Annotated in this window: 22 protein-coding genes; 1 reads left to right on the top strand and 21 read right to left on the bottom strand. The window is 62.8% G+C overall.

Annotated features, from left to right (window positions below; genetic code table 11):
• Positions 1–6: 6 nt before the first annotated feature.
• The 21 genes from FSY59_RS22630 to surE form a co-directional block, all read right to left on the bottom strand.
• Entirely contained in the window at positions 7–1,155 is a 1,149-nt protein-coding gene (locus FSY59_RS22630; protein ID WP_003053335.1) for an ATP phosphoribosyltransferase regulatory subunit, read from the bottom strand.
• 93 nt (positions 1,156–1,248) lie between these two features.
• Positions 1,249–1,437 (bottom strand): DUF2065 family protein, encoded by a 189-nt coding sequence (locus FSY59_RS22625; RefSeq protein WP_003053334.1) that lies wholly within the window; start codon positions 1,435–1,437, stop codon positions 1,249–1,251.
• A gap of 150 nt (positions 1,438–1,587) precedes the next feature.
• Positions 1,588–2,478 (bottom strand): protease modulator HflC, encoded by an 891-nt coding sequence (hflC, locus tag FSY59_RS22620; protein WP_003053333.1) that lies wholly within the window; start codon positions 2,476–2,478, stop codon positions 1,588–1,590.
• 11 nt (positions 2,479–2,489) lie between these two features.
• On the bottom strand, positions 2,490–3,881 hold the full coding sequence (gene hflK, locus FSY59_RS22615) for an FtsH protease activity modulator HflK (RefSeq protein ID WP_003053332.1): 1,392 nt from the start codon (positions 3,879–3,881) through the stop codon (positions 2,490–2,492).
• 71 nt (positions 3,882–3,952) lie between these two features.
• Complete coding sequence (gene hflX, locus FSY59_RS22610; protein ID WP_187427967.1) at positions 3,953–5,116, bottom strand: GTPase HflX; 1,164 nt, start codon at positions 5,114–5,116, stop codon at positions 3,953–3,955.
• Positions 5,117–5,217: 101 nt separating this feature from the next.
• Complete coding sequence (gene hfq / locus FSY59_RS22605) at positions 5,218–5,472, bottom strand: RNA chaperone Hfq (RefSeq protein WP_003053328.1); 255 nt, start codon at positions 5,470–5,472, stop codon at positions 5,218–5,220.
• A gap of 103 nt (positions 5,473–5,575) precedes the next feature.
• Positions 5,576–6,916, bottom strand: a complete 1,341-nt coding sequence (gene der, locus FSY59_RS22600) for a ribosome biogenesis GTPase Der (protein ID WP_043373998.1) — start codon at positions 6,914–6,916, stop codon at positions 5,576–5,578.
• 15 nt (positions 6,917–6,931) lie between these two features.
• Entirely contained in the window at positions 6,932–8,107 is a 1,176-nt protein-coding gene (gene bamB / locus FSY59_RS22595; RefSeq protein ID WP_148729731.1) for an outer membrane protein assembly factor BamB, read from the bottom strand.
• Positions 8,108–8,109: 2 nt separating this feature from the next.
• On the bottom strand, positions 8,110–8,787 hold the full coding sequence (locus tag FSY59_RS22590) for a tetratricopeptide repeat protein (protein WP_003053322.1): 678 nt from the start codon (positions 8,785–8,787) through the stop codon (positions 8,110–8,112).
• 49 nt (positions 8,788–8,836) lie between these two features.
• Complete coding sequence (gene hisS, locus FSY59_RS22585) at positions 8,837–10,105, bottom strand: histidine--tRNA ligase (protein WP_216594959.1); 1,269 nt, start codon at positions 10,103–10,105, stop codon at positions 8,837–8,839.
• 235 nt (positions 10,106–10,340) lie between these two features.
• Positions 10,341–11,621: a flavodoxin-dependent (E)-4-hydroxy-3-methylbut-2-enyl-diphosphate synthase gene (gene ispG / locus FSY59_RS22580; protein WP_003053320.1), complete on the bottom strand. Its 1,281-nt coding sequence runs from the start codon at positions 11,619–11,621 to the stop codon at positions 10,341–10,343.
• 19 nt (positions 11,622–11,640) lie between these two features.
• Positions 11,641–12,624 carry a helix-turn-helix domain-containing protein gene (locus FSY59_RS22575; RefSeq protein WP_043374004.1) on the bottom strand — a complete coding sequence of 328 codons (984 nt, stop codon included), beginning with the start codon at positions 12,622–12,624 and terminating at the stop codon, positions 11,641–11,643.
• Complete coding sequence (gene pilW / locus FSY59_RS22570) at positions 12,617–13,468, bottom strand: type IV pilus biogenesis/stability protein PilW (protein WP_370458242.1); 852 nt, start codon at positions 13,466–13,468, stop codon at positions 12,617–12,619. Before pilW ends, FSY59_RS22575 begins: the two co-directional genes overlap by 8 nt.
• 25 nt (positions 13,469–13,493) lie before the next feature.
• Positions 13,494–14,615 carry a 23S rRNA (adenine(2503)-C(2))-methyltransferase RlmN gene (gene rlmN, locus FSY59_RS22565; protein WP_043374006.1) on the bottom strand — a complete coding sequence of 374 codons (1,122 nt, stop codon included), beginning with the start codon at positions 14,613–14,615 and terminating at the stop codon, positions 13,494–13,496.
• A 130-nt stretch (positions 14,616–14,745) separates the two neighbouring features.
• Complete coding sequence (gene ndk / locus FSY59_RS22560; protein WP_003053316.1) at positions 14,746–15,171, bottom strand: nucleoside-diphosphate kinase; 426 nt, start codon at positions 15,169–15,171, stop codon at positions 14,746–14,748.
• Positions 15,172–15,293: 122 nt separating this feature from the next.
• The gene (locus tag FSY59_RS22555) at positions 15,294–16,877 is read right to left on the bottom strand and encodes a pseudouridine synthase (RefSeq protein WP_148729730.1); all 1,584 of its coding nucleotides are present in this window, start codon (positions 16,875–16,877) and stop codon (positions 15,294–15,296) included.
• On the bottom strand, positions 16,874–18,028 hold the full coding sequence (gene scpB / locus FSY59_RS22550; protein ID WP_148729729.1) for an SMC-Scp complex subunit ScpB: 1,155 nt from the start codon (positions 18,026–18,028) through the stop codon (positions 16,874–16,876). The genes FSY59_RS22555 and scpB overlap by 4 nt, the downstream gene beginning before the upstream one ends.
• Positions 18,029–18,127: 99 nt before the next feature.
• A complete protein-coding gene (locus FSY59_RS22545; protein ID WP_148729728.1) occupies positions 18,128–19,186 on the bottom strand; it encodes an RluA family pseudouridine synthase in 1,059 nt (352 codons plus the stop codon).
• Between the two features lie 2 nt (positions 19,187–19,188).
• On the bottom strand, positions 19,189–20,055 hold the full coding sequence (locus tag FSY59_RS22540; RefSeq protein WP_148729727.1) for a peptidoglycan DD-metalloendopeptidase family protein: 867 nt from the start codon (positions 20,053–20,055) through the stop codon (positions 19,189–19,191).
• A gap of 13 nt (positions 20,056–20,068) precedes the next feature.
• Entirely contained in the window at positions 20,069–20,854 is a 786-nt protein-coding gene (locus FSY59_RS22535; protein WP_003053306.1) for a protein-L-isoaspartate(D-aspartate) O-methyltransferase, read from the bottom strand.
• Complete coding sequence (gene surE, locus FSY59_RS22530; RefSeq protein WP_148729726.1) at positions 20,851–21,636, bottom strand: 5'/3'-nucleotidase SurE; 786 nt, start codon at positions 21,634–21,636, stop codon at positions 20,851–20,853. Before surE ends, FSY59_RS22535 begins: the two co-directional genes overlap by 4 nt.
• Positions 21,637–21,759: 123 nt before the next feature.
• On the opposite strand from surE, the gene FSY59_RS22525 reads away from it, so the two are divergent.
• Positions 21,760–22,737, top strand: a complete 978-nt coding sequence (locus FSY59_RS22525) for an NADPH:quinone oxidoreductase family protein (RefSeq protein WP_003053302.1) — start codon at positions 21,760–21,762, stop codon at positions 22,735–22,737.
• Positions 22,738–22,821 lie beyond the last annotated feature (84 nt).

Below are 22,821 nucleotides of genomic sequence, written 5' to 3'. Positions count from 1 at the left end.
AATGCCTTAAATGGCTTGCACGACCCATTGCCCGCCAACATTGGCAAGCTCACGGTCGCAGTGGAACTCGTCCACTTCGCTTTCATGCCCTGGCAGCACGCAGACCACCGTCTCGCCCTGCTGGCGCAATGCGGCAATGGCGGCAGCCACTTGCACGTCATCGCCCCAGGGAGCGCGAATGGCAGCCTTGAGCGGACGCTCGGGCACGACAGCCACCAGTTGTTTGATATCAAGACTGAAGCCGGCAGCGGGACGGTTGCGCCCGAACACTGCACCGACTTCGTCGTAACGGCCACCGCGCACCAGCGCATCGCTGCCGCCGGGCACATAGATGGCAAAGCGCGTACCGCTGTAGTAGGAGTAGCCACGCAGATCGGCCAGGTCGAAACTGACCTTGACGCCATCGAGTCGCTGCACCAGCCAGCGCAGATGTGACAGCACATTGCGCACGCCGGCAGTGCGATCCAGCAGCTTTTCAGCTTGATCGAGCACTTCCATGCCGCCGTACAGCTGCAGCAGCGCCATCAGGCCTTCACGCGAGGCCTCGGGGAAATCGCGGGTCAACTGGGCCAGCTCGGTTGCGTCCTTGGAGGCCAGGGCCGCATGCACGCCTCGCAGCACCTGCTCGTCCACCATCACGCCGGCCAGCAGGCTGCGCACGATGCGCACGTCGGCCAGATCCACGATGACGTCCTTGACGCCCGCGCCCTTGAGGCAGTCCAGGGCCAGATGCAGGGCTTCGAGGTCGGCTTCCAGGCCTTCGTGGCCATAGAGCTCGGCACCGAACTGGAACGGCTCACGCGTGGCACGCGGACGGTCGGGGCGTGCATGGACGACGGGGCCGCAGTAGCACAGACGGGTCACGCCCTTGCGATTGAGCAGATGCGCATCGATACGGGCCACCTGCTGCGTCATGTCGGCGCGCAGACCCATGGTGCGACCGGAGAGCTGGTCAATCAGTTTGGAGGTTTGAAGGGCAAGAGCTTCGCCTGTACCCGTCAGCAAGGACTCCAGATACTCCAGCATGGGTGGCATGACAAGTTCATAGCCATAGCTGCGCGCAGTATCGAGCAATCCTCGACGCAATTCTTCGATGTGCCGTGCCTCTGAGGGCAAAACATCGGCAATGTGATCCGGCAGGACCCAAGCAGACATGGAGAAATGGGGAGGCTGTTAAAAATGCGATTCTACCGGCTTTGCCAGCCCTGCCCAATTTGACCGCTAAGGCCTAGCCAGTATCGGCAGTATTCATAGCAGCATCAGCATGATGGCGCCTGCTGCGATACAGAGCAGTCCGCAAAAGCGCAGCTGTCCATCCCTGAGCTGCATCAGCTGGGTAAACAGCTGCCGCCACAACCCGGGCGCGAACAGCGGCAGCAAGCCTTCCAGCACCAGCAACAGGGCCAGCGCCAGGCCCAGTGTCTCCAGCCAATCCATTGCCATCCCCCCCAATAGGCAATGGCCCTCGAGGGGCCATTGCTTTCGTCGTTGTCAAAGCTATCGGAACTTGCGCAAAAGAGGAGGCGCAGCAGGCATTGCTATCGACAGAAAACCATGCCTGATCCGAACCTGCGCAAGCCTGGGCTTTTATTTGCCAGCGGCACCGCCATTGCGGTAGGTCTTGAAGAAGTCGCTTTGCGACGGGTCAAGCACCATCACGTCGCTCTTCTTGGAGAAGCTCTCCTTGTAAGCGTCCAGGCTGCGATAGAACTGCGCAAACTGCGGGTCCTTGCCAAAGGATTCTGCATAGACCCGTGCGGCTTCGGCATCGCCCTCGCCCTTGACCTTCTGGGCATCGCGGTAAGCATTGGCAATGATGACGTCCCGCTGACGATCGGCCTCGGCGCGGATCTTCTCACCTTCGGCGGCGCCCGTGGAGCGCAGTTCGTTGGCCACGCGCTTGCGCTCTGCCTCCATACGGCGGTAGACGGACTCGGTGATGGTCTCGGCGTAGTCCACGCGGGTGATACGCACATCGACGATGTCCACGCCCCAGGGCTTGGAGCCGCGCACGGTTTCCAGAACCTCACGCTTGACATCAGTCATCAGCCCTTCGCGCTTGGAAGACAGCAGCTCGCGCACGGTGCGGCGATTGATCTCTTCCTGGAAGGCATTGCGCACCACGCGGTTGAGCTGCATGGCACCGGCAGATTCATCCAGGCCCACGTTACGGATGTATTCCGAGGGCTCGGAAATGCGCCAGCGCACATACCAGTCAATGACCACACGCTGCTTCTCGGCGGTGAGCATGGGCTCGGTATCGGTGCTGTCGAGCGTCAGCAGACGCTTGTCGATATAGCGCACGTTCTGCAGCGGAGGCGGCAGCTTGAAGTTGAGCCCCGGCTCGGTGATCACTTCCTTGATCTGCCCCAGCGCATAGACCACACCGAACTGACGCTGATCAACCACGAACAGGGTGGAGCTCAGCAAGGCCAGCACCACGAGAATGCTGGTGACAAAAAATCCGATTCGATTCACTGCATTCTCTCCTAGCGTGCGTCACGGTCACGGCTGCGCGCATCGCGGCTGCGGGCGTCACCGGCGGGATTGGGAACTACACGTACGTTGGCTGGAGCCGAAGCGGCGCCGCCGGCAGCTGCATCACCCGACGCAGCAGGAGCAGCCGCATTGCCGGTCACGTTCTGCATGATCTTGTCCAGCGGCAGATACAGCAGATTGGAGCCCTGGCGCGACTCAACCAGAACCTTGGTCACATTGGTATAGACCTGCTGCATCGCGTCGATGTAGAGGCGGTCACGCGTGACCTGAGGGGCCTTCTGGTATTCGGAATACAGCGAGCTGAAGCGCCCTGCATCGCCCTGTGCCTGGGCCACGATCTTGGACTTGTAGCCCGCAGCCTCTTCACCCAGACGTGCGGCAGCACCCGCAGCACGCGGCACCACATCGTTGGCATAGGCCTGGGCTTCGTTCTTGGCGCGCTCGCGCTCCTGACCGGCCTTGAGCACATCGTCGAACGAGGCCTGCACCTGCTCGGGCGGACGCACGCCTCCCTGCTGCATATTGATGCCCACCACTTCAACGCCGATCTGGTAGCGGTCCAGAATGGTCTGCATCAGATCACGCACGCGTGGGGCAATCTGGTCGCGCTCCTCGGACAGGGCCGCATCCATCTTCATCTTGCCGACGACTTCGCGCACGGCGGACTCCGCCACCTGAACCACGGCCTCGGAGGGATTGCGGCTCTCGAACAGCCAGTCGCGCGCATTGCTCAGGCGGTACTGCACGGCAAACTTGATCTCGACGATGTTCTCGTCCTCGGTCAACATGGCCGATGCCCGCAATCCCGTGCCACGCACGATATTGTCGCTACCCACTTCGGCCGAGCGAATCTGCGAAACGTAGACCAGCTCATGCTTCTGGATGGGATAAGGCAGACGCCAGTTGAAGCCGGCGCCCACGGTGCCCTTGTACTTGCCGAACTGCGTGATGACGGCCTGCTGGCCTTCCTGCACGATGAAGAAGCCCGTACCCAGCCAGATCAGCACGGCCACGCCGGCGATCAGGAAAATGCCCTTGCCGGGATTGAAAGGCTCGCCGGGCTGGCCGCCGCTGCGGCTCGGAGGCACGCCGCGGCCATTGCCGGAGCCGCCGCCGAACAGGCCGGAAAGCTTGCGGTTGAGGTCGCGCCACACCTCTTCCAGATCAGGCGGCTGGCCTTGCTGGGAAGAGGAAGGACGGGGACGTTGCTCGGGCGCGGGCGGCACCGGAGGACGCTCCCCTTCAGGTGCCGAGCTGTCCGGCTTGGAGCTATCTTCGTTGTTGTTGTCGCCACGACCCCAGCGCGGATCGTTCAAATTGAACATCCCGCGAATGCGTTGCGGCAGCATCGCCAGGCGATGGACGCGTTGTGAAAAATTCATGCGAGACGTCTCTGTGTTTTCAAAAAGACATGGACCATGGCAAGCATTGTGCCCAATAGGGACGCAAGCCCCTAGTATTGCGCGTCGTCATCAGGGGACATCCAGTACGTATCGTCCTGCCCCTCGACTTCTTCGCGTGCCGCCTCTTCACGTACCTGCAAAACCCGGTCAGCCAACATCTGCCGCAGCTGCGCGAGCCCCTGCCCCGAGCGAGCACTGACAAACACACGCGGCACCGGCACGCCATCGAGCTCATACATATCCTGCAGCACGGCAGGCTGACGCTCGGGCTCAATGGCATCCAGCTTGTTGAAAACCAGAATCTGGGGCACATCATCGGCCCCGATTTCACCCAGAACTTTTTGGACTTGTTGTATTTGTTCCGGGAATCCGGGGTTCGATGCATCCACGACATGCAGCAGCAGATCGGCGTCAATCGCCTCCTGCAAGGTGGCCTGGAAGGCATCCACCAGACCGTGCGGCAAGTCACGAATAAAACCGACGGTATCCGACAGGGAAACCGACTCCTCGGCCTCCGCGAGGTACATCTGCCGGGTGGTCGTATCCAGCGTGGCAAACAGCTGATCTGCGGCATAGGCGCGAGCCTTCACCATGGCATTGAACAGCGTGGATTTGCCGGCATTGGTATAGCCGACCAGGGAAATATTGAAAACTTCGCGACGCGAGCGCTGGCGTCTTTGCGTGGAACGCTGCTTCTTGACCTTTTTCAGGCGCTCCTTGGTGCGCTTGATGGCATCATCAATCATGCGGCGATCCAGCTCGATCTGCTTTTCACCGGGGCCGCCACGGCCACCGATACCGCCGGCCTGACGCTCCAGGTGGCTCCAGCGGCGCACCAGGCGCGTGCTGATGTACTGCAGACGAGCCAGCTCCACCTGCAGCTTGCCTTCATGGCTGCGCGCACGCTGGGCGAAGATTTCGAGAATCAGCATGGTCCGGTCGTTGACCGGCATCTGGATATGGCGCTCCAGATTGCGCTGCTGCGCCGGGCTCAGGGCCTGGTCGAACCAGACTTCCTTGGCGCCATGCATCTGGGCCAGCATGCGGATTTCATCCGCCTTGCCGCTGCCCACGAACAGCGCGGGATCGGGGGCTTTGCGCTTGCAGGTCAAGCGCGCCACGGGGTGCAAGCCAGCGGTCTGGGCCAGCAAGCCCAGCTCTTCCAGCTCGTCGTCGAAATGGGGAACACCAAAATCCACGCCCACCAGCAGCACTGGCGCAGACGCGGAACGTTCAAAGGATTCAGAACTCAAATACCTGTCCCGTAGGGTAAGAGCCGCGCCGGGCTGGCCGGCGGGCGTTGACGCAAGAAAGCTTAGGCAGCGGGGGCGTCGTTGTCAGCCGGCGTAGCGGCCGAGAAGTTCACGGCACGGCCGGGAACGATGGTGGAGATGGCGTGCTTGTAAACCATCTGGGTCACGGTGTTGCGCAGAAGCACCACGTATTGGTCGAACGACTCGATTTGGCCCTGCAGCTTGATGCCGTTGACCAGGTAGATGGAAACGGGCACATGTTCACGACGCAGTGCGTTCAGGAACGGATCTTGGAGGAGTTGACCTTTATTGCTCACGATATTCTCCGTGTTCGAAGAGTGTTGTTGTAAACCGACACATTACCACAGAGCCCGGGGAAAACAGCGAAAAGGGTTTTCCCCAGGCGCAAGCAGACTGCAATTAATCCTTGTCGGCGTAAGGATTATGAGAGGTTTTCAAGTCGATGCGCAACGGGGTGCCGACCAAATTGAACTCCTTGCGGAAACGACCTTCCAGGAAGCGCTTGTAGGCATCGGTGACCAGCTCCAGCGAATTGCCGTGGATCACGATGATGGGCGGGTTCATGCCGCCCTGGTGGGCATAGCGCATCTTGGGACGATAGGCCCCCACCTTCTTGGGCGTCTGGAACTGGATCGATTCCATCAGGATGCGTGTCAGCACCGGCGTAGGCATCTTGCAGGTGGCTGCACGATGGGCCTGGATGATGGATTTCCACAGCGGCTCGAGACCCTGGCGCTTCTGTGCCGAGATGAAGTGCAGCGGCGCGAACTTCAGAAAGGACAGGCGTGTCTCGATGGAGCGCTCCAGCATCTGGCGCTGGTAGTCATCGACGGCATCCCATTTGTTGATGGCCAGCACCACAGAGCGGCCGCTCTCCAGGATATAGCCGGCGATATGGGCGTCCTGGTCGGTCACGCCCTGCGTGGCATCGATCAGCAGCAGCACCACGTTGGCGCCTTCGATGGCCTGCAGCGTCTTGACCACCGAGAACTTCTCGATGGCTTCAAACACCTTGCCCTTGCGACGCAGGCCGGCGGTGTCGATCAGTTCGAACTTCTGGCCGTTGCGTTCGAAAGGCACGGTGATCGCATCGCGCGTGGTGCCGGGCATGTCGAAAGCCACCAGGCGCTCTTCACCCAGCCAGGTGTTGATCAGCGTGGACTTGCCGGCGTTGGGACGGCCCGCCACCGCCAGACGCACGGGCTTCTGGTCTTCCTCGCCAAAAGCTTCCTCTTCGGGCTCGGGCAGGTTCAGCAGACCCAGGGCTGCATCGACCAGGCTGCGCACACCCTGACCATGGGCTGCAGACACGGGCACGACCTCGCCAAGGCCCAGCTCATAGAACTCGGACAGCTGCGCACCATCCTTCATGCCTTCGGCCTTGTTGGCCACCAGCATGGTGGGCTTGCCCAGACGGCGCAGGTAGTTGCCGATCTCGTGATCCTGACCGGACAGACCGGCGCGCGCATCCAGCACGAAGATCACGACATCGGCTTCCGCCACGGCTTGCTGCGTCTGCTTGGCCATCTCCTTGAAGATGCCGCGCGACGCGTCCGGCTCGAAACCGCCCGTGTCGATGACGATGTACTCATGCTTGCCCTGACGGCCCTGGCCGTAATGGCGGTCACGCGTCAGCCCTGCAAAGTCGGCGACGATGGCATCCCTCGACTTCGTGAGTCGATTGAACAGCGTCGACTTGCCCACATTCGGGCGCCCTACCAGGGCAATAACTGGCTTCATTCCAAAAACAACCTATCAATCCGGCTTGAAGCCATACACAGTTCCGCTTCGGCTGACGACCACCAGAGTATTGGCGGCAACAACCGGGGAAGTGGCAACTCCTGCCTTGTCAGTTTCCAAACGGGCCAGTGCAGAGCCATCTTCACGCGAGAGCATATGCACCGTCCCCAAATCATCGGCCAGCACCACGGAGCGGCCCAGCACCAGAGGTGCCGTCAGCTTGCGGTACTGCAGCTTGTCGATGGACCACAGACGCTGACCGTCTGCACGATTCCATGCCTGTACCGTGCCATTGCTTTCGGCGCCGAACACAGCCTGCTCGTCACCGGCCACGCCATCGCTGCCCTTGGAGGTCTGCGTCCAGCGCACATTGGCCGTGCTCACATCCACGCAACCCACCGAGGCCTGGAAGGCACGTGCGCAGACGCTGCTGTCCACACGGCTTACGGGACCGACCAGATCCACCAGTCGCTCCACATCGTTGGTGCCGCGCGGTGCGGCCAGAGGCGCCATCCAGCGCACCGAGCCATTGTCGGGATCGACACCGGCCAGACGTCCGGACACGCCCACCACCAGATTATTACCAACGGCCTGCAAAACGCCGGGCTGGCGCAGAATAAGCGGTTCATTGCTGGGGCCTTCGACAGACCACAGCTCACGACCGGTGTTGGCATCGAAGGCCGCCAGCGAGCGGTCAGCGGCCATCACGAACACACGCCCACCGGCCACCAGGGGCGGCGTGTAGACGGCGGCGTTCAGATTGTTCTTCCACAGCTGCTTGCCTTCGGCAAACACCATGAGCTGGTTGCTGCGCGTGACCACCGCCGTGCGCTGGCCGTCGCTGCCCACACCGGTGGTCAGCGGCTCGCCCGCACTGAACTTGCCCAGCTGGCTGCCGGTATTGCCGTCCAGCGTGGTGACGCTGCCGTCCTTGGTGACCACGGTGACGGTATTGCCCTGCACCAGCGCAGGCATGGCCAGAGGCACTTCGCTGCCCAGCTTGGCGGACCAGGCCTGGTGCACGGCGATCTTGGCGGGGTTGGGCCCCAGATCCTGTGGCTTGGGCTTGTCCTTGCCGCCGAACATGGAGCAGGCAGCCAGCGACGCGGCCACTGCGGTCAGCACCAGCACGCGGGCTGCGGATTGCGCTGCGGGAGCAGCGGACTTCACTCGATGGGCAAAAGTCTTCAAGATTATTTCTCCGACGGCGTTGTCTTGACCAGGGTTGCGGTTTCAGGAGCCGCACCCAGCGCGTTCAGCTTGAACTCCACCAGGTGGCGGTAGTCCAGATCCTTGTCCAGTGCCTTGTAGGCCGCCTGGTACTGGGCAATCGCCTCAGCCGGCTTGCCCAGCGCGCCATACAGATCGCCGCGGCGGTCGGCCTGCAGACCGGCGTAGGACTCGGGCATGGACGCTTCCAGCACCTTCAGGCCTTCGTCATAGCTTTTTTGCTGCTCCAGCACCGAAGACAGGCGAATGCGGGCCAGGGCCTTGAAGCCTTCATCGCCCTTCTCCGCCACCCAGCTCAGTTGCGCCTTGGCGTCATCGAACTTGCCGGCATCCACCGAGGCCTTGGCCATCAGCAAAGCCGTCTGGGCAGCCTGCGCAGTGCCTGCGTACTTGTCACGCAGCTCGCCGAAAGCCTGGTCGGCTCGGGCCGCATCCTTGGCCGTCAGGGCTTCGTCCACCGCGAACTCCAGGGCCGAGGCCTGAGTCGCCTGACGCTTTTGCCAGTACTGCCAGCCGTTCCAGCCAGCCAGTCCGAGAAAGACCACGACCAGCACGCTGGTGATCAGAGTCCCCCAGGAATTCCAGAAATGCTTGAGCTGCTCAATTTGCTCTTGTTCTTCAAGATCGAGATGGTTTGCCATGGCTACTTAGATTGAGTGGAACGCTGGTCAGAAAACGAGAAGCGGAAAATCAAACCGCCGATTTTAGGCTGCCGGCCCACAGGGCCACGTCCGCCAGAGCCTGCTGCAGCTGCTGGCCTTCGCCGTCGCGCAGCGACTTCACGGTCACCTTGCCCTGTGCCAGCTCGTCAGCGCCGAAGATCAGGGCGAAGCGCGCACCCGAGCCATCGGCCTTCTTGAACTGGGACTTCATCGAGCCCATGCCTTCGGCAGATCCGCCTGCGGCTGCGTGCATCTGCACCGCCACACCGGCGGCGCGCAGCTGCTGCACGGTCTTGAAGACCTGGGGCAGTGCCGAAGCATCGGGAATGATGGCGTAGACATCGGCTGCGGGCTGAGGAATCTCGGCACCCACCTCCTTGAGCACTTCGAGCACGCGCTCGACACCCATGCCCCAGCCCACGGCCGGTGCGGGCTTGCCGCCGATTTCCTCGATCAGGTAGTCGTAGCGACCGCCGCCGCAGATGGTGCCTTGCGAGCCCAGCTTGTCGGTAATGAACTCGAACACCGTGAGGTTGTAGTAGTCCATGCCGCGCACCAGGCGCGGGTTCAGGCTCCATGCCACACCGTTGGCATCCAGAATCTCCTGCACGGCCTTCAGATGCGCCTTGGAGGCATCCCCGAGATAGTCCATCAGCTTGGGCGCTGCGTTGACCATGTCCTGCATGGCCGGATTCTTGGTATCCAACACGCGCAGCGGATTGCTGTACATGCGGCGCTTGGCCTCCTCGTCCATCACCTCGGTGTGCTGCTCGAAGTAGGCGATCAGGGCCGCGCGATGCGCCTTGCGTTCCTCGGGCTGGCCCAGGCTGTTGAGCTCCAGGCGCACGCCATCGATGCCCAGCTCCTTCCACAGCTGCGCAGCCAGCAGAATCACCTCGGCATCCAGCTCGGGGCCGGCAAAGCCCATGGCTTCCACACCGACCTGATGGAACTGGCGATAGCGGCCGCGCTGGGGACGTTCGTGGCGGAACATCTGCCCGATGTAGAACAGGCGCTTGCCGCCTTCGTAGAGCAGATTGTTTTCCACCACCGAGCGCACCACGCCGGCCGTGCCTTCGGGGCGCAGGGTCAGGTGCTCGCCGTTGAGCTTGTCTTCGAAGGAGTACATCTCCTTCTCGACGATATCGGTCACCTCGCCCAGGCCGCGCACAAACAAGGCCGTGGGCTCGACGATGGGAGTGCGGATATTGCGATAGGCAAAGCGCCCCATCAGATCGCGCACCTTGGCTTCAAACCATTCCCAGCGCGCCGAGTCGGGAGGGAGGATGTCGTTCATGCCTTTGACGGCAGTCAGTTTTTCGTTCTTGGCCACGTGAAGTCTCACACTTGGGCTACTAGCAAAACAAGAGCAAATTGCGCTTGGCAACTATGCCTTTTAACTAGAAACCTAATTCAAATCCATATAGATAGTGCGCAAGCAGCTATCAATTCCAAAGTACCGGCTCGCCGGCATTGTGCCAGCAAGCGCAATCACCACCCGCATGACGGGACGCTGCGAGCGCCTGAGCCGCTCAGGCCTTCTGCCCGTAGCGGCGCTGCACATATTCCAGCACCAGGGTCTGGAACTCCTCGGCGATATGTTCGCCGCGCAGCGTCAAGGCTTTCTCGCCGTCGATGAACACCGGCGCCGCAGGCGCTTCGCCATTGCCGGGCAGGCTGATGCCGATATCGGCATGCTTGCTCTCGCCGGGGCCGTTGACGATGCAACCCATCACGGCCACCTTCATGGCTTCCACGCCGGGGAACTGGGTACGCCAGACCGGCATTTCGCCACGCAGGAAATCGTCGATCTTCTTGGCCAGCTCCTGGAAGGTGGTGCTGGTGGTGCGGCCGCAGCCCGGGCAGGCAGTGACGCTGGGCACGAACACGCGCAGACCCAGGGCCTGCAGAATTTCGGAGGCCACCACGACTTCCTGCGTGCGTGCTTCACCGGGCTGGGGCGTGAGCGAGACGCGAATCGTGTCGCCAATGCCCTCCTGCAGCAGCACCGACAGCGCAGCGGTGGATGCCACCGTGCCCTTGGTGCCCATGCCGGCCTCGGTCAGGCCCAGATGCAGCGCATAGTCGCAGCGGCGCGCCAGCTCGCGATAGACCGAGATCAGATCCTGCACACCGCTGACCTTGCAGGACAGGATGATGTTGTCGGGGTTCAGGCCGATATTCCTGGCCAGCTCGGCCGAGCTGATGGCCGAGGTGATCAGCGCCTCGTACATGACCTGGCGCGTCTCCCAGGGCCTCTCGCGACGGCTGTTCTGATCCATCAGATCGGCCATGATTTCCTGGTCCAGCGAGCCCCAGTTCACGCCGATGCGCACGGCCTTGTCGTATTTGGCCGCAATCTCGATCATCTGACCGAACTGCTTGTCCTTCTTGTCGCCCTTGCCCACGTTGCCGGGGTTGATGCGGTACTTGGACAGCGCCTGGGCGCAGTCGGGGTAGTCGGTCAGCAGACGGTGGCCGTTGTAGTGGAAGTCCCCGACCAACGGCACATACTCGCCCATGCGATCGAGCTGCTCGCGGATATAGGGCACGGCTGCCGCCGCCTCGGGCGTGTTCACCGTGATGCGCACCATCTCCGAGCCGGCCTGGGCCAGCTGACGCACCTGGATGGCAGTCTCCACCGCATCCACGGTGTCGGTATTGGTCATGGACTGCACGCGCACGGGCGCATCGCCCCCCACGGTGACCACGTTGTTGCGCCACACCACACGGGCCTGGCGAGATTTGCGCGGCAGCGGGCTGGCGATGGCTATCGCCTGGCTGAGCTGCTGCGAACTTTGAGAATCTTGCACTCTTGTTTACCTCGAACGGTTACTTCACCTCGAAGCGAGCCACATTGTCGCGTGTGCTCGAGATATCGAAGGGTTCGCCACGAACCGTCACCTGCGTGCCCTTGGCATTGCCCACAATCACCGACAGGGGCAACTGGCCTTCGGCAGTCGCAGATTCATCCTTGGACAGGGTCTTTTCCAGCACCACCTTGCCGGCCGCGTCCTTGACCTTGACCCAGGACTGGCCGGTATTCACCTTCAGCACCAGCAGGCCGCCAGCGCCGGATGCGGGCGTGGCTGCTTCGGCAGCCGGTGTGGCTGCCTGGGCCGCAGCGGCAGGGGCGGCCCCGGCAGCCGCGCCCGTCACGCCGGCAGTCGCAGCAGCCGTCACGGACTCGGTCGACGCAGCCGCTGTCGCGGCCGATCCGCCTTGCGCAGCCTCCTCGGCCTGGGCCGCGGGCTCCGTCACAGGAGCGCCCATCACGGCCGCCTCGCCAGACTCCGCCTGGGCGGGCATCTGGGCCTGGACGTCTGCCGTATCGGCGCCGTCAATCACCTGATGAAAGGGAACAAAGTACACGGCAGCCGCTGCCGCCAGCAGAATCAACACACCTGCCGCGATCTTGCGCGAGCTGCTGTTGCCGGAGTCCAGCGATGTCCCCGTGACCTTGAAGCTGCTGCGCACCTTCACGGCCTCGTTGATGCCGGGGCCCGTGTTGGCCAGGCTTTTGATCTCGGTGCGCGGCAGCAGGGCCAGCACCGGATCGGCCTCGATATGCAAAGTCCGGCACATGCCCATGGCCAGGGCACGCATGAACACATGATCGGGAAAGGCCGCGTAGTCATCAGCCTCCAGCGCTTCCAGCTTGCGCTGCGGCACCTTCAATGTTGCCGCCATCACGGGCAGCTGCATGCGGGCCGCTTCCCGCGCCTGACGCAACAAGGCCCCCGCCGTGGTCTGTGCCGGAGTTGGCGCCTGCTCTTCGCTTTGCATAGTTTCCTCTTCCACCGCAGCCTCACTCATTGAAAGCTCCGCGCTCATAAGCCAGCCACTGACGCGATTGAGGAAAACGCTCGCGCAGCTGATCGGCCTGTTGACGCGCTCCAATGTCGTCGTGCAATGCCCTGTCTATTTTGATTGCCAGCCAGAGGCTTTCTGCGCTGGCCTGATTGCTATTGTTATTCAAGCGCCGGATGTAGAACTGCGCTTTTTTCAGATCACCCTTGAGCCAGAGCACATTCGCCAGGTTGTAGCCCGTAGCGGCGTTGCCCACGTCCATCTCGTAGGCGCGGAACATGTTCTGGTAGGCCTGCTCCAGCTGGCCTGCCTGCTGGTAGCACATGCCCTTGGCCAGCAGGGTCTTGGGCTGCTCGCGATAGCCCGGCGCCTGCAAGGCCCTGTCAAACCATTGCTGGGCTACATCGAAATGCTTTTGCTGACATTGCATCCAGCCGTAGTTGTGAATCTGGTTGCCGTCGCGCGGATTGAGGTCCACGGCCTTGCTCATGGCGACCTCGGCCTGTGCCCAGTCCTGGTTCTGCATGAGGATCAGGCCCAGCAGACCGTATGCATCGGCGTAATCGGGCTTGGCAGCCAAGGCCTGGCCGACCTCATCCATGGCCACGTCCAGGCGCCCGGCCTGAAAGTAGTTGGCTGCCAGTTCCAGACGGATCTGCGCACGGCGATTGGCATCTGCGACCTGGGTTGCGCCCGTGCTGACCACGGAAGCCTGGGGAACGGACGTAGAGGAAGTGGTGGTGGTCGTCGTCGAGGTACAGCCCACAAGTGCCGCGACCGCAACCGGTACCCCCCACCGGGCCAACAAGCCCCAATGTCGCCAAACCGGTCGCTGTGCCACTGCCCTCATTGATTGTCCTTTATTCAAAGCTCCGTCAAGACACCTGCTTGAGCGGGATGGTGCGCTGCTTGGCCATACGCTCGGCAGCGCGGGTTCTATCCTTGACGTCACCAGCCAGCTGACCGCAGGCCGCGTCGATATCGTCGCCACGGGTCTTGCGCACCGTGGTCACGATGCCGGCATTGCTGAGCATGGCGGCAAATTCGGTCACGCGCGCCGCCGACGAGCGCAGCAGCCCCGAGGCCGGGAAGGGATTGAATGGAATCAGATTGAACTTGCACCAGCTCTTGCCGTCGCCGCGCGCGCGCACCAACTCTATCAGCTGACGCGCATGCTCCGGCTGATCATTAACGCCGTCGAGCATGCAATATTCAAAGGTGATGAAGTCGCGCGGTGCAAACTCCAGATAGCGCTCGCAGGCATCCAGCAGCTCGGCAATCGGGTATTTCCTGTTCAGCGGCACCAGGTTGTCGCGCAGCGGATCGTTGGGCGCATGCAGGGAAACGGCCAGCGCCACGGCGCAGTCCTGCGACAGGCGGTCCATCATGGGCACCACGCCGGAGGTGGACACCGTTACGCGGCGGCGCGACAGGCCGTAGCCATGGTCGTCCAGCATCACGCGCAGGGCGGGCACCAGCGCACTGTAGTTCTGCAGCGGCTCGCCCATGCCCATCATCACCACGTTGGAGATGATGCGATCTTCGGTACCGAAACGCTTGCGCAGCGAATGCTCGGCATACCAGAGCTGGGCAAGGATTTCGCCAGTATCGAGGTTGCGGCTGAAGCCCTGATGCCCCGTCGAGCAAAAGCGGCAGCCCACGGCGCAACCGGCCTGGGACGAGACACACAGCGTGCCACGGTCGTCCTCGGGAATGAAAACGGATTCGACGGCATTGCCGTCACCCACATCGAACAGCCACTTCACGGTGCCATCGGCAGAGACATGCTCGGTCACCACAGGCAAAGCGGTAATGTGGGCCCGGCTCTTGAGCTTTTCGCGCAGGGACTTGGCCAGATCGGTCATCTGGTCGAAATCGGATGCGCCACGCTGGTGAATCCAGCGGAACAGCTGCGTCGCACGGAAACGCTTCTCCCCGAGCTGCTCGCAATAAGCGGTCAGTCCTTCGAGGTCAAAATCAAGCAAATTAGTAGTCATATCGGCATGTGGCGAGGCGTCTTGCGAACGGTGTTTGCCACGCCGTAGCCAGCATCTTCAAGTGCTGACACCGGCTTCGCCCAGGCGAAGCGCTGGCGTCAGCGAGAGCATGCTGTAAAGCTAGCGTGGATTAACGCGAGTACACGTTCATGCCGGGGAAGAAGAAGGCAACTTCCACAGCAGCGGTTTCAGCAGCGTCGGAGCCGTGCACGGCGTTGGCGTCGATGCTGTCGGCGAAGTCGGCGCGGATGGTGCCCTTCTCGGCCTTCTTGGGGTCGGTGGCGCCCATCAGTTCACGGTTCTTCAGGATGGCGTTCTCGCCTTCCAGAGCTTGAATCATCACGGGGCCGGAGACCATGAAGTCCACCAGATCCTTGAAGAAAGGACGTGCAGCGTGCACAGCGTAGAACTGCTCGGCTTCGCCACGCGACAGGTGCACCAGCTTGGCAGCCACGATCTTCAGGCCAGCAGCTTCGAAGCGGGCGTAGATTTGGCCGATCACGTTCTTGGCAACTGCGTCGGGCTTGATGATGGAGAGGGTACGTTCGATAGCCATGATGATTATTTCCTAATCAGGGTTACTATGGGTTTTTGCCGAAAAAGCAAAACAGTTGATTTTAGCGGTGCCGCCATAGACCTTGAAGTCCAGGCAGCACTCAAATCCTTACGGACGCCTTTTTAGCGGCCGCCGCGGCGGCCACCACCACCGCCGCCACCAGGGCGACGCTTGGCGTTCTGACGGGCACGCGACAGGCTGTCGCTGCCGATATAGCCCACAGAGGTGCGCATGGGGTCGGGCTGACCGCCCCCCTGCGAGCGGCCCGCGCCACCGGAGCGGCCACCGGGCTTGTTGCGCGGGTTGTCACCCAGCATGCCGCTAGGTGCCGGACGATTGCCGTCCCACTCGCCACGGCGCTGACCACCGCCTTCACGACGACCCTGGGGTGCGCGATCGGCATTCATGCCATTGCCGCGACCGCCGCTGCGACTGTTGCGGCCGCCACGGTTGTTGGCACCACGGGCGCCACTGTTGTTGCGCTCGACGGGAGCACGCTCCTTGACGCCGGCTGCCGACATCAGCGCCTGGATATCGGCCTGATCGAGCTCCACCCAGGCGCCGCGCTTGAGACCGCGCGGCAGCATCATGGCGCCATAGCGAATGCGGATCAGACGGCTGACGGCATGGCCCACGGCCTCGAACATGCGACGCACTTCGCGGTTGCGACCTTCGGAGATGGTCACGCGGTACCAGCAGTTGGCACCTTCGCCGCCGCCATCTTCCACGGCACCAAAGCTGGCTTCGCCGTCCTCGAGCTGCACGCCGTCCAGCAGACGCTGCTTTTCTTCCTTGCTCAGCGCGCCCAGCACGCGGGCCGCGTATTCACGCTCCAGGCCGAAGCGGGGGTGCATCAGCGAGTTCGCCAGCTCTCCCGAGCTGGTGAACAGCAGCAGACCTTCGGTGTTCAGGTCCAGGCGCCCCACCGACTGCCACTTGCCATGCTGCAGCTTGGGCAGCTTGCGGAACACCGTGGGGCGGTTCTGCGGATCGTCATGCGTCACCACTTCGCCCACGGGCTTGTGATAGGCAATCACGCGTGCGGGAGGCGGGTCGATACGGAAGCGAATGGGCTGGCCATTGACCTTGACGATATCGCCGAACTGAATGCGCTGGCCGACATGGGCAGGCTCGTTGTTGACCGAGATGCGCCCTTCCAGGATCAGCTGTTCCATCTCCAGGCGCGAACCCATGCCGGCCTGGGCCAGCACCTTGTGGAGCTTGGGGGAATCAACCTGGGGCGCAAGCACGCGCTTGGCGGGCATGGCGCTGCCGTTCTCTTCCTCGTCGTCGAAGTCGCCCGAGATCACATCGGCAAAGTCGATGTTCTGACCCTTGCGCCCCTTGGACCCATGAGGAGTTGCAACGCTCTCCACAGCCACTTCGGCAACGACGGCATCTGCTGCGTCATGGTCATAGTCCCGGGACTGCGCCTCCTGCTCGGCCACGGGCTGAACCAGCTCCTCGACGGCCACGGCTTCTTCGGCACGCGGCTTGGTCACACGCTTGCGCGCTGGCTTGGCCTCGGCAGCAGCGTCCTTTTTGACGCCGGCACGCTTGCGCGGTGCAGCTGGCTTCTTGGCCTCGGCGGCATCCTTGGCACCATCGGCCTTGGCTGCGCGGGGCTTGCGAGTCTTCTTGACCGGCTCGGCTTCGGGCGAAGCGGCTGCGGACTCGGGCATCGGGTTCGATGTCTCGTTGTTCATTCCAGTTTTCCTTCGGGGATGACGCCATCGTCACCCTCCACAATTCGTTGTTCTGCCGACCCGACAGCATCGTCGGCCCGCGCTTTCGTCTTTGCGTCCTCGGCCTCGTCGTCGTCGCTGCCGTAGTCATCCTCGAGAAACGCCTTCAGGCCCACCCACTCGGTACGTCCGGCTTTCTTGGCCGCCGGTTTGGGCTCCGGCTCTGCCGCCTTGGCAGTCCTTGCGGGCCTGGCCGCCTTGGGCTTGCTCACGGACGGCGGCTCCTCGGTCGGCCCTGGCTCCGAATCCGGCAACTCAGTCGCTATCTCTTCAGTAGCAGCTTGCGCAATACCAACCTGCGTTTGCTCCGGATATGACTCCAACTCCGGTGCATCAGCCTCGGGCTGAAGCTCCGACACAAGCGCTGCAGGCGCTTGCGCCACGGGGTCGACATCGGTATCCGGCAGCTCCTGCGCACCATCCTCCTCATCCGGGGCACGCAGGATCTCACTCTCCGCCGCATCGGACTCTGTCACCGCGTCTGCCGGCTCTGCGGCCTCCACGCCCTCCTGGAGCTTGGCCTCCTCGGCACCGGCCTCCGGCACCGCGGCTGGTTCACCCTCATCCCCATCCAGCGCCTTGAACAGGCTTTGCTGGGCCTGGGTTTCCTCCAGCATGGGCAGCTGATCCAGCGACTGCAGACCCAGATCATCGAGAAACTGGCGCGTGGTGGCGAACAGCGCGGGCCGCCCCACGGTTTCACGGTGGCCGATGACCTCGATCCAGCCCCGGTCTTCCAGCTGCTTGATGATCAGGCTGTTCACGGTAACGCCGCGAATATCCTCGATATCACCCCGCGTGACCGGCTGACGGTAGGCAATGATGGCCAGCGTCTCCAGCGTCGCCCGCGTGTACTTGGGCGGCTTCTCGGGGTGAAGCTTGTCCAGGTAGACGCGCATTTCGGGCCGGCTCTGAAAACGCCAGCCAGAAGCCACCTGCACCAGTTCCACGCCCTTGAGGGCCCAGTCCTTTTGCAGGTCCAGCAGCAAATCCTTCACCGTGTCCGAGCCCAGCACATCATCAAAAAGTGAGCGCAATTCCCGCAGCGTCACAGGCTGTGGGGCACAAATCAATGCTGTTTCAAGAACCCGCTTGGCATCTACCGTATTCATGGGCGCAGCGTTTCGGGAGCGGCTGTCGCACCGACTGCGGTGGGACGCCTGATTCTAAGAAGAGAGGGAAGCGCCCCAAAGATGCCATGCGAGTGATGGTCAGAGGCTTTCCGGCAGATTGTAACGCAGACCCCATAAATCCAGTGCACCGGCCATGTCTTGTGGCAGCGGTGCATGGTGGACCAGCGGCTTTTTCGTCACAGGGTGCTCGAAGGCCAGTCTGAAGGCATGCAGCGCCTGGCGCTCCAGCCCGCCCTCGGGCTGACCACCATACAGCGTATCGGCAATCAGCGGATGGCCTAGCGAAGCCATATGCACCCGGATCTGGTGCGTGCGACCGGTGTGCAACGTGCAGCGCACCAGGCTGTGCGCGGCATCGCCATCGAGCAGATCGAAATCGGTACGCGCCTGCTTGCCAGGGTGCAGATTCAGGTCCACCACCGCCATGCGCAGGCGGTTGCGCGGATCGCGGCCGATCGGCGCATCGACCTCGCGGCGCTTGCGGCTGCCCCATTGCTTGTGGGCAAGCGCCAGATACTGGCGGCTCACCTCACGTGCAGCGATCATCTTGATGAGCGCATCCATGGTGCTGCGATTGCGCGCCACCACCATCAAGCCGCTGGTGTCCTTGTCCAGCCGGTGAACAATGCCGGCACGCGGCACCTGACGCGCTTTCTCGTCACGCGCCAGCAGGCCGTTGAGCAGTGTGCCGGTCCAGTTGCCGGGCGCCGGATGCACCACCAGACCCGCAGGCTTGTTGATGACCAGCAGATCCTCGTCCTCATAGACCACCTGCAGATCCATGGCCTCGGGCTGAAAGGCCATGCTCTGCTGGGTGGGCCGCATTTCCACGCGCAGGCGGTCGCCCACGGCCACCTTGACCGAGGGCTTGAGCAGAACCTTGCCGTTGAGCGTGACCGCACCATCGGCCAGCAACTGCTGCAGATAGCTGCGCGAAAACTCGGACACCCCCAGCGCCAGCACCTTGTCCACACGCTGGCCATGATGCTCGGCGGCGACCGTGAGTTCGCGGTTCTCGACCTCGGCTGAGGCAATGCCGTCTTCGGCTGCCTCGTCCCAGCTCTGCTCGACCGCGTCAGAAGGCACAAGCCCCTGCGGGGCAGGGGCTTGTGCGGCTTGCTTGCGTTGCGAGGCCATGCTCAACGCGAGGGCAGATAGCGCGAGGGATCGACAGGCTTGCCCTGGCGACGCACCTCGAAGTGCAGCTTGACACGATCGGCATCGGTGCTGCCCATCTCGGCGATCTTCTGACCCTTCTTCACGGCCTGATCTTCCTTGACCAGCAGCGACTGGTTGTGGGCGTAAGCGGTCAGATAGGTGTTGTTGTGCTTGAGGATGATGAGGTTGCCATAGCCACGCAGGCCGGCACCGGCATACACCACACGACCATCGGCCGCAGCCAGCACGGGATCTCCGGCCTTGCCGCTGATGTCGTAGCCCTTGTTGCGCTGCTCGTCAAAGCCGGCAATCAGCGAGCCGCTGGCGGGCCAGATGAAGTTCACATCATCGGCTCCCTTGGCAACAGGCGCAGGGCTGGTTGCAGGTGTGGGCGGTGTAGCAGGCACGGGCGTTGCGGTCGCCGCCGGGGCAGTCACGGGTGCAGTCGTCGCGGCGCTGCCACCACCCACGACAACGGGCGCGACACCGCGGCCCGAGCCGGACGATGCGGCGGGCGTGTCACGTCCTGGCGGCACCACGCGCACCACCTGGCCGACTTCGATCACGTTGGGATTGTCCAGATTGCTCCAGCGAGCAATGTCCTTCCAGCTCTGGCCGTGCTCCAGACCAATCCTGATCAGAGTGTCGCCAGGCTTGATGGTGTAGTAACCGGGTTTGCCGGCATTTTCAGCGCCGGGCAGCGACTTGACGTCCACAGTTGAAGACGAGGAGGCCGACTGTCCGCGATCCTCCACAGGAGCCCTGTTTGCCTGGGCAGCACAACCGGCCAGGATGACACCTGCCAGCACAGCCGTTCCCCATGCACCAAGACTTCGCGATACCAACATAAGCTATTCCCTTCTAGGCGATCCCCGATTTTAGAGGGACAAAGTTGACTGCTTCCAAAACTGTCTGCGTAAAACCGTGTGAACTCTTGTCAATCACCAACAGTGCCTGCTTACCCGCGCCAACCACGACCGGAGCCACCAGACGTCCGCCCACTGCCAGCTGATCGCACCACTCCTGCGGCACCACATCGCCGCCGGCAGCGGAGATGATGCCCGCATAGGGCGCGCCACTGGCAAAACCCACCATGCCGTCACCGAGGATCAGATGCACATTGGACAGGCGCATGGGACGCAGATGGCTGCGCGCCTTCTCGTGCAGGCCACGCAGCCGCTCTATCGAATAAACCTCTTTGGTGAGCATGGACAGCACGGCGGCCTGATAGCCGCAACCGGTGCCGATCTCCAGCACGCGACCTTGTCCGTTGCGGGCCGCGTCGGAGTCGAGCAGCAGCTCGATCATGCGGGCCACGATGCTGGGCTTGGAGATGGTCTGCCCCAGGCCGATAGGCAGGCTGGTGTCTTCATAGGCCTGGTTGACCAGAGCACTGTCGACAAAGCGATGGCGCTCCACCGTGGCCATGGCCTGCAGCACGGCGGGGTTGCTGACGCCGGCCGCACCGATGCGCTGTGCCATGCGGGAGCGCACCGTGGAGGAATCCAGACCCACCCCCACGGGCGAAGCGGCCACACGCAAGGGATTGAGGGGCTTGGGAGCAACAGGCGGCCGCGCCGCGCTGGCACCCGTCTGCACGGAACGTGCAATCCAGCCCGGCACCTGAGGCGGACGACGCTCGCTCACGATGCCGCCGTCGGTGTGGTGGACGAGCCTGCCAGCTTGCTGGCTGTCTGCGCCCAATAGCCCAGGTTTTCATGATCGGTCAGATCGACCTTGAGCGGCGTCATGGACACATGGCCATGGGCCGTGGCATGAAAATCCGTGCCTTCGGAATCATCCTTGGCAGCGCCGGCGCTGCCGATCCAGTACATGGTCTCGCCGCGCGGGCTTTGCTGCCGAATGGCCTGCTCGGCCGCATGGCGGCGCCCCAGGCGGCACAGCTTGACGCTTTTGAGTGCATCGAGCGGCATATTGGGGATGTTCACATTGAGCAGCCATGGCAGGACACCAATCAGTTGCTGGGACTGCATCTCCTGGACCATCTGACGCGCCGTGGCAGCCGCCGCCTCGAGCTGTGCCCAGCCCTTGTCCACCTGCGAGAAGGCAATCGACGGAATGCCGAACAGATAGCCTTCCATGGCCGCTCCCACGGTGCCCGAGTAAATCGTGTCGTCGCCCATATTGGCGCCGTTGTTGATGCCAGAGACGACCAGATCAGGCCGGTAGCCCAGCAAGCCGGTCAGCGCGATATGCACGCAGTCTGCGGGCGTGCCGTTCACGTAGCGAAAGCCGTTATAGGCCTGGTGCACATACAGCGGCGCGTTCAGCGTCAACGCATTGGACTTGGCGCTGTTGTTGTGCTCGGGCGCCACCACTTCGACGTCTGCCACGGTGCGCAGCGCATCGTGCAAAGCCACGATGCCTGGGGCCTGGAAGCCGTCGTCATTGCAAATAAGAATCTTCATGGATGAGGCGGATTGTAGGCGGCTCCAGGGTCACGACAGAGACACGCGGCATTCGTACCACACTTCTATCATCTGCAAGCCGATTCCCCCCAATCTCACCTCAAGAAGATCAGGAGACAAGATATGCACGCATGGCTTTGCACCACCCCCACCGGCGTCGAGACCCTGAAATGGACCGAACAGCCCACACCGCAGCCCGGTCCCGGCCAGGTGCTGCTGGAAGTCAAGGCTGCCAGCCTGAATTTTCCCGATCTGCTGATCGTGCAGAACAAATACCAGATCAAGCCGGCCCTGCCCTTTGTGCCGGGCTCGGAATACGCCGGCGTGGTGCAGGCCGTGGGCGAAGGCGTCAAACATCTCAAGGTGGGCCAGCATGTGGCCTGTCTTTCGGGCACGGGCGGGTTCGCCACGCATACGCTGGCACCTGCCGCCATGTGCATGCCGCTTCCGGTCGACTTCCCCTTTGTCGATGCCGCCGCCTTCATCATGACCTATGCCACCTCCCACCATGCGCTGATCGACCGCGGCCAGCTCAAGGCCGGCGAGACCGTGCTCGTGCTGGGCGCCGCGGGCGGCGTTGGCACGGCAGCCATACAGATTGCCAAGGCGGCCGGTGCACGGGTGATTGCAGCGGCCTCCACCGACGACAAATGCGCGCTGTGCAAGGCGCAAGGTGCGGACCTCACCATCAACTACAGCCAGGGCGATCTGCGGGAAGCCATCAAGGCCGCGACCGACGGCAAGGGTCCCGACGTGATCTACGATCCCGTGGGCGGCGAGTTCGCCGAGCCTGCCTTCCGCTCCATTGCCTGGCGCGGCCGCTATCTGATCATCGGCTTTGCCTCCGGCCCCATCCCCTCGCTGCCGCTGAACCTGCCTTTGCTCAAGGGCGCTTCCCTGGTCGGCGTGTTCTGGGGCGACTTCGCCAAGCGCGAGCCTCAGAACAATGCAGCCATGATGCAGGAGCTGTCTCAATGGTGGGCCCAAGGCAGGATCAAGCCCGTGATCGACCGCACCATGCCCATGAGCGAGCTCTTCGCCGCCTACGAGCGCATGGGCTCGCGCCAGGTACAGGGCAAGCTGGTGCTGGTCAACGCGTAAAGCTGCGGTAAACCGCGGCGATGCCTGTGGAGTCGGGGAGATACTTCCAGCCACTGGCTACAAAACCCCACACCACAGCATCGC

Origin of the sequence: Comamonas sp. Z3, from assembly GCF_008121565.1 — a bacterium.
In the GTDB taxonomy this organism is placed as follows: Bacteria; Pseudomonadota; Gammaproteobacteria; order Burkholderiales; family Burkholderiaceae_C; genus Comamonas; species Comamonas brasiliensis.
Note: the sequence above shows the minus strand (reverse complement) of the source record. Positions and strands in the feature narration are given on the sequence as shown.

Bases quoted from the DNA above. Each gene is read 5' to 3' on its own strand.
- hisS (WP_216594959.1), bottom strand. From the start codon at position 10,105: ATGAACGACATCCTCCCTCCCGACTCGGCGCGCTGGGAATGGTTTGAA.
- surE (WP_148729726.1), bottom strand. From the start codon at position 21,636: ATGAAGATTCTTATTTGCAATGACGACGGCTTCCAGGCCCCAGGCATC.
- FSY59_RS22540 (WP_148729727.1), bottom strand. From the start codon at position 20,055: ATGTTGGTATCGCGAAGTCTTGGTGCATGGGGAACGGCTGTGCTGGCA.
- pilW (WP_370458242.1), bottom strand. From the start codon at position 13,468: ATGAGGGCAGTGGCACAGCGACCGGTTTGGCGACATTGGGGCTTGTTG.
- FSY59_RS22555 (WP_148729730.1), bottom strand. From the start codon at position 16,877: ATGAACAACGAGACATCGAACCCGATGCCCGAGTCCGCAGCCGCTTCG.
- rlmN (WP_043374006.1), bottom strand. From the start codon at position 14,615: ATGACTACTAATTTGCTTGATTTTGACCTCGAAGGACTGACCGCTTAT.
- FSY59_RS22575 (WP_043374004.1), bottom strand. From the start codon at position 12,624: ATGAGTGAGGCTGCGGTGGAAGAGGAAACTATGCAAAGCGAAGAGCAG.
- FSY59_RS22525 (WP_003053302.1), top strand. From the start codon at position 21,760: ATGCACGCATGGCTTTGCACCACCCCCACCGGCGTCGAGACCCTGAAA.
- FSY59_RS22625 (WP_003053334.1), bottom strand. From the start codon at position 1,437: ATGGATTGGCTGGAGACACTGGGCCTGGCGCTGGCCCTGTTGCTGGTG.
- FSY59_RS22590 (WP_003053322.1), bottom strand. From the start codon at position 8,787: ATGGCAAACCATCTCGATCTTGAAGAACAAGAGCAAATTGAGCAGCTC.
- FSY59_RS22630 (WP_003053335.1), bottom strand. From the start codon at position 1,155: ATGTCTGCTTGGGTCCTGCCGGATCACATTGCCGATGTTTTGCCCTCA.
- hflK (WP_003053332.1), bottom strand. From the start codon at position 3,881: ATGAATTTTTCACAACGCGTCCATCGCCTGGCGATGCTGCCGCAACGC.
- ndk (WP_003053316.1), bottom strand. From the start codon at position 15,171: ATGGCTATCGAACGTACCCTCTCCATCATCAAGCCCGACGCAGTTGCC.
- FSY59_RS22545 (WP_148729728.1), bottom strand. From the start codon at position 19,186: ATGGCCTCGCAACGCAAGCAAGCCGCACAAGCCCCTGCCCCGCAGGGG.
- scpB (WP_148729729.1), bottom strand. From the start codon at position 18,028: ATGAATACGGTAGATGCCAAGCGGGTTCTTGAAACAGCATTGATTTGT.
- der (WP_043373998.1), bottom strand. From the start codon at position 6,916: ATGAAGCCAGTTATTGCCCTGGTAGGGCGCCCGAATGTGGGCAAGTCG.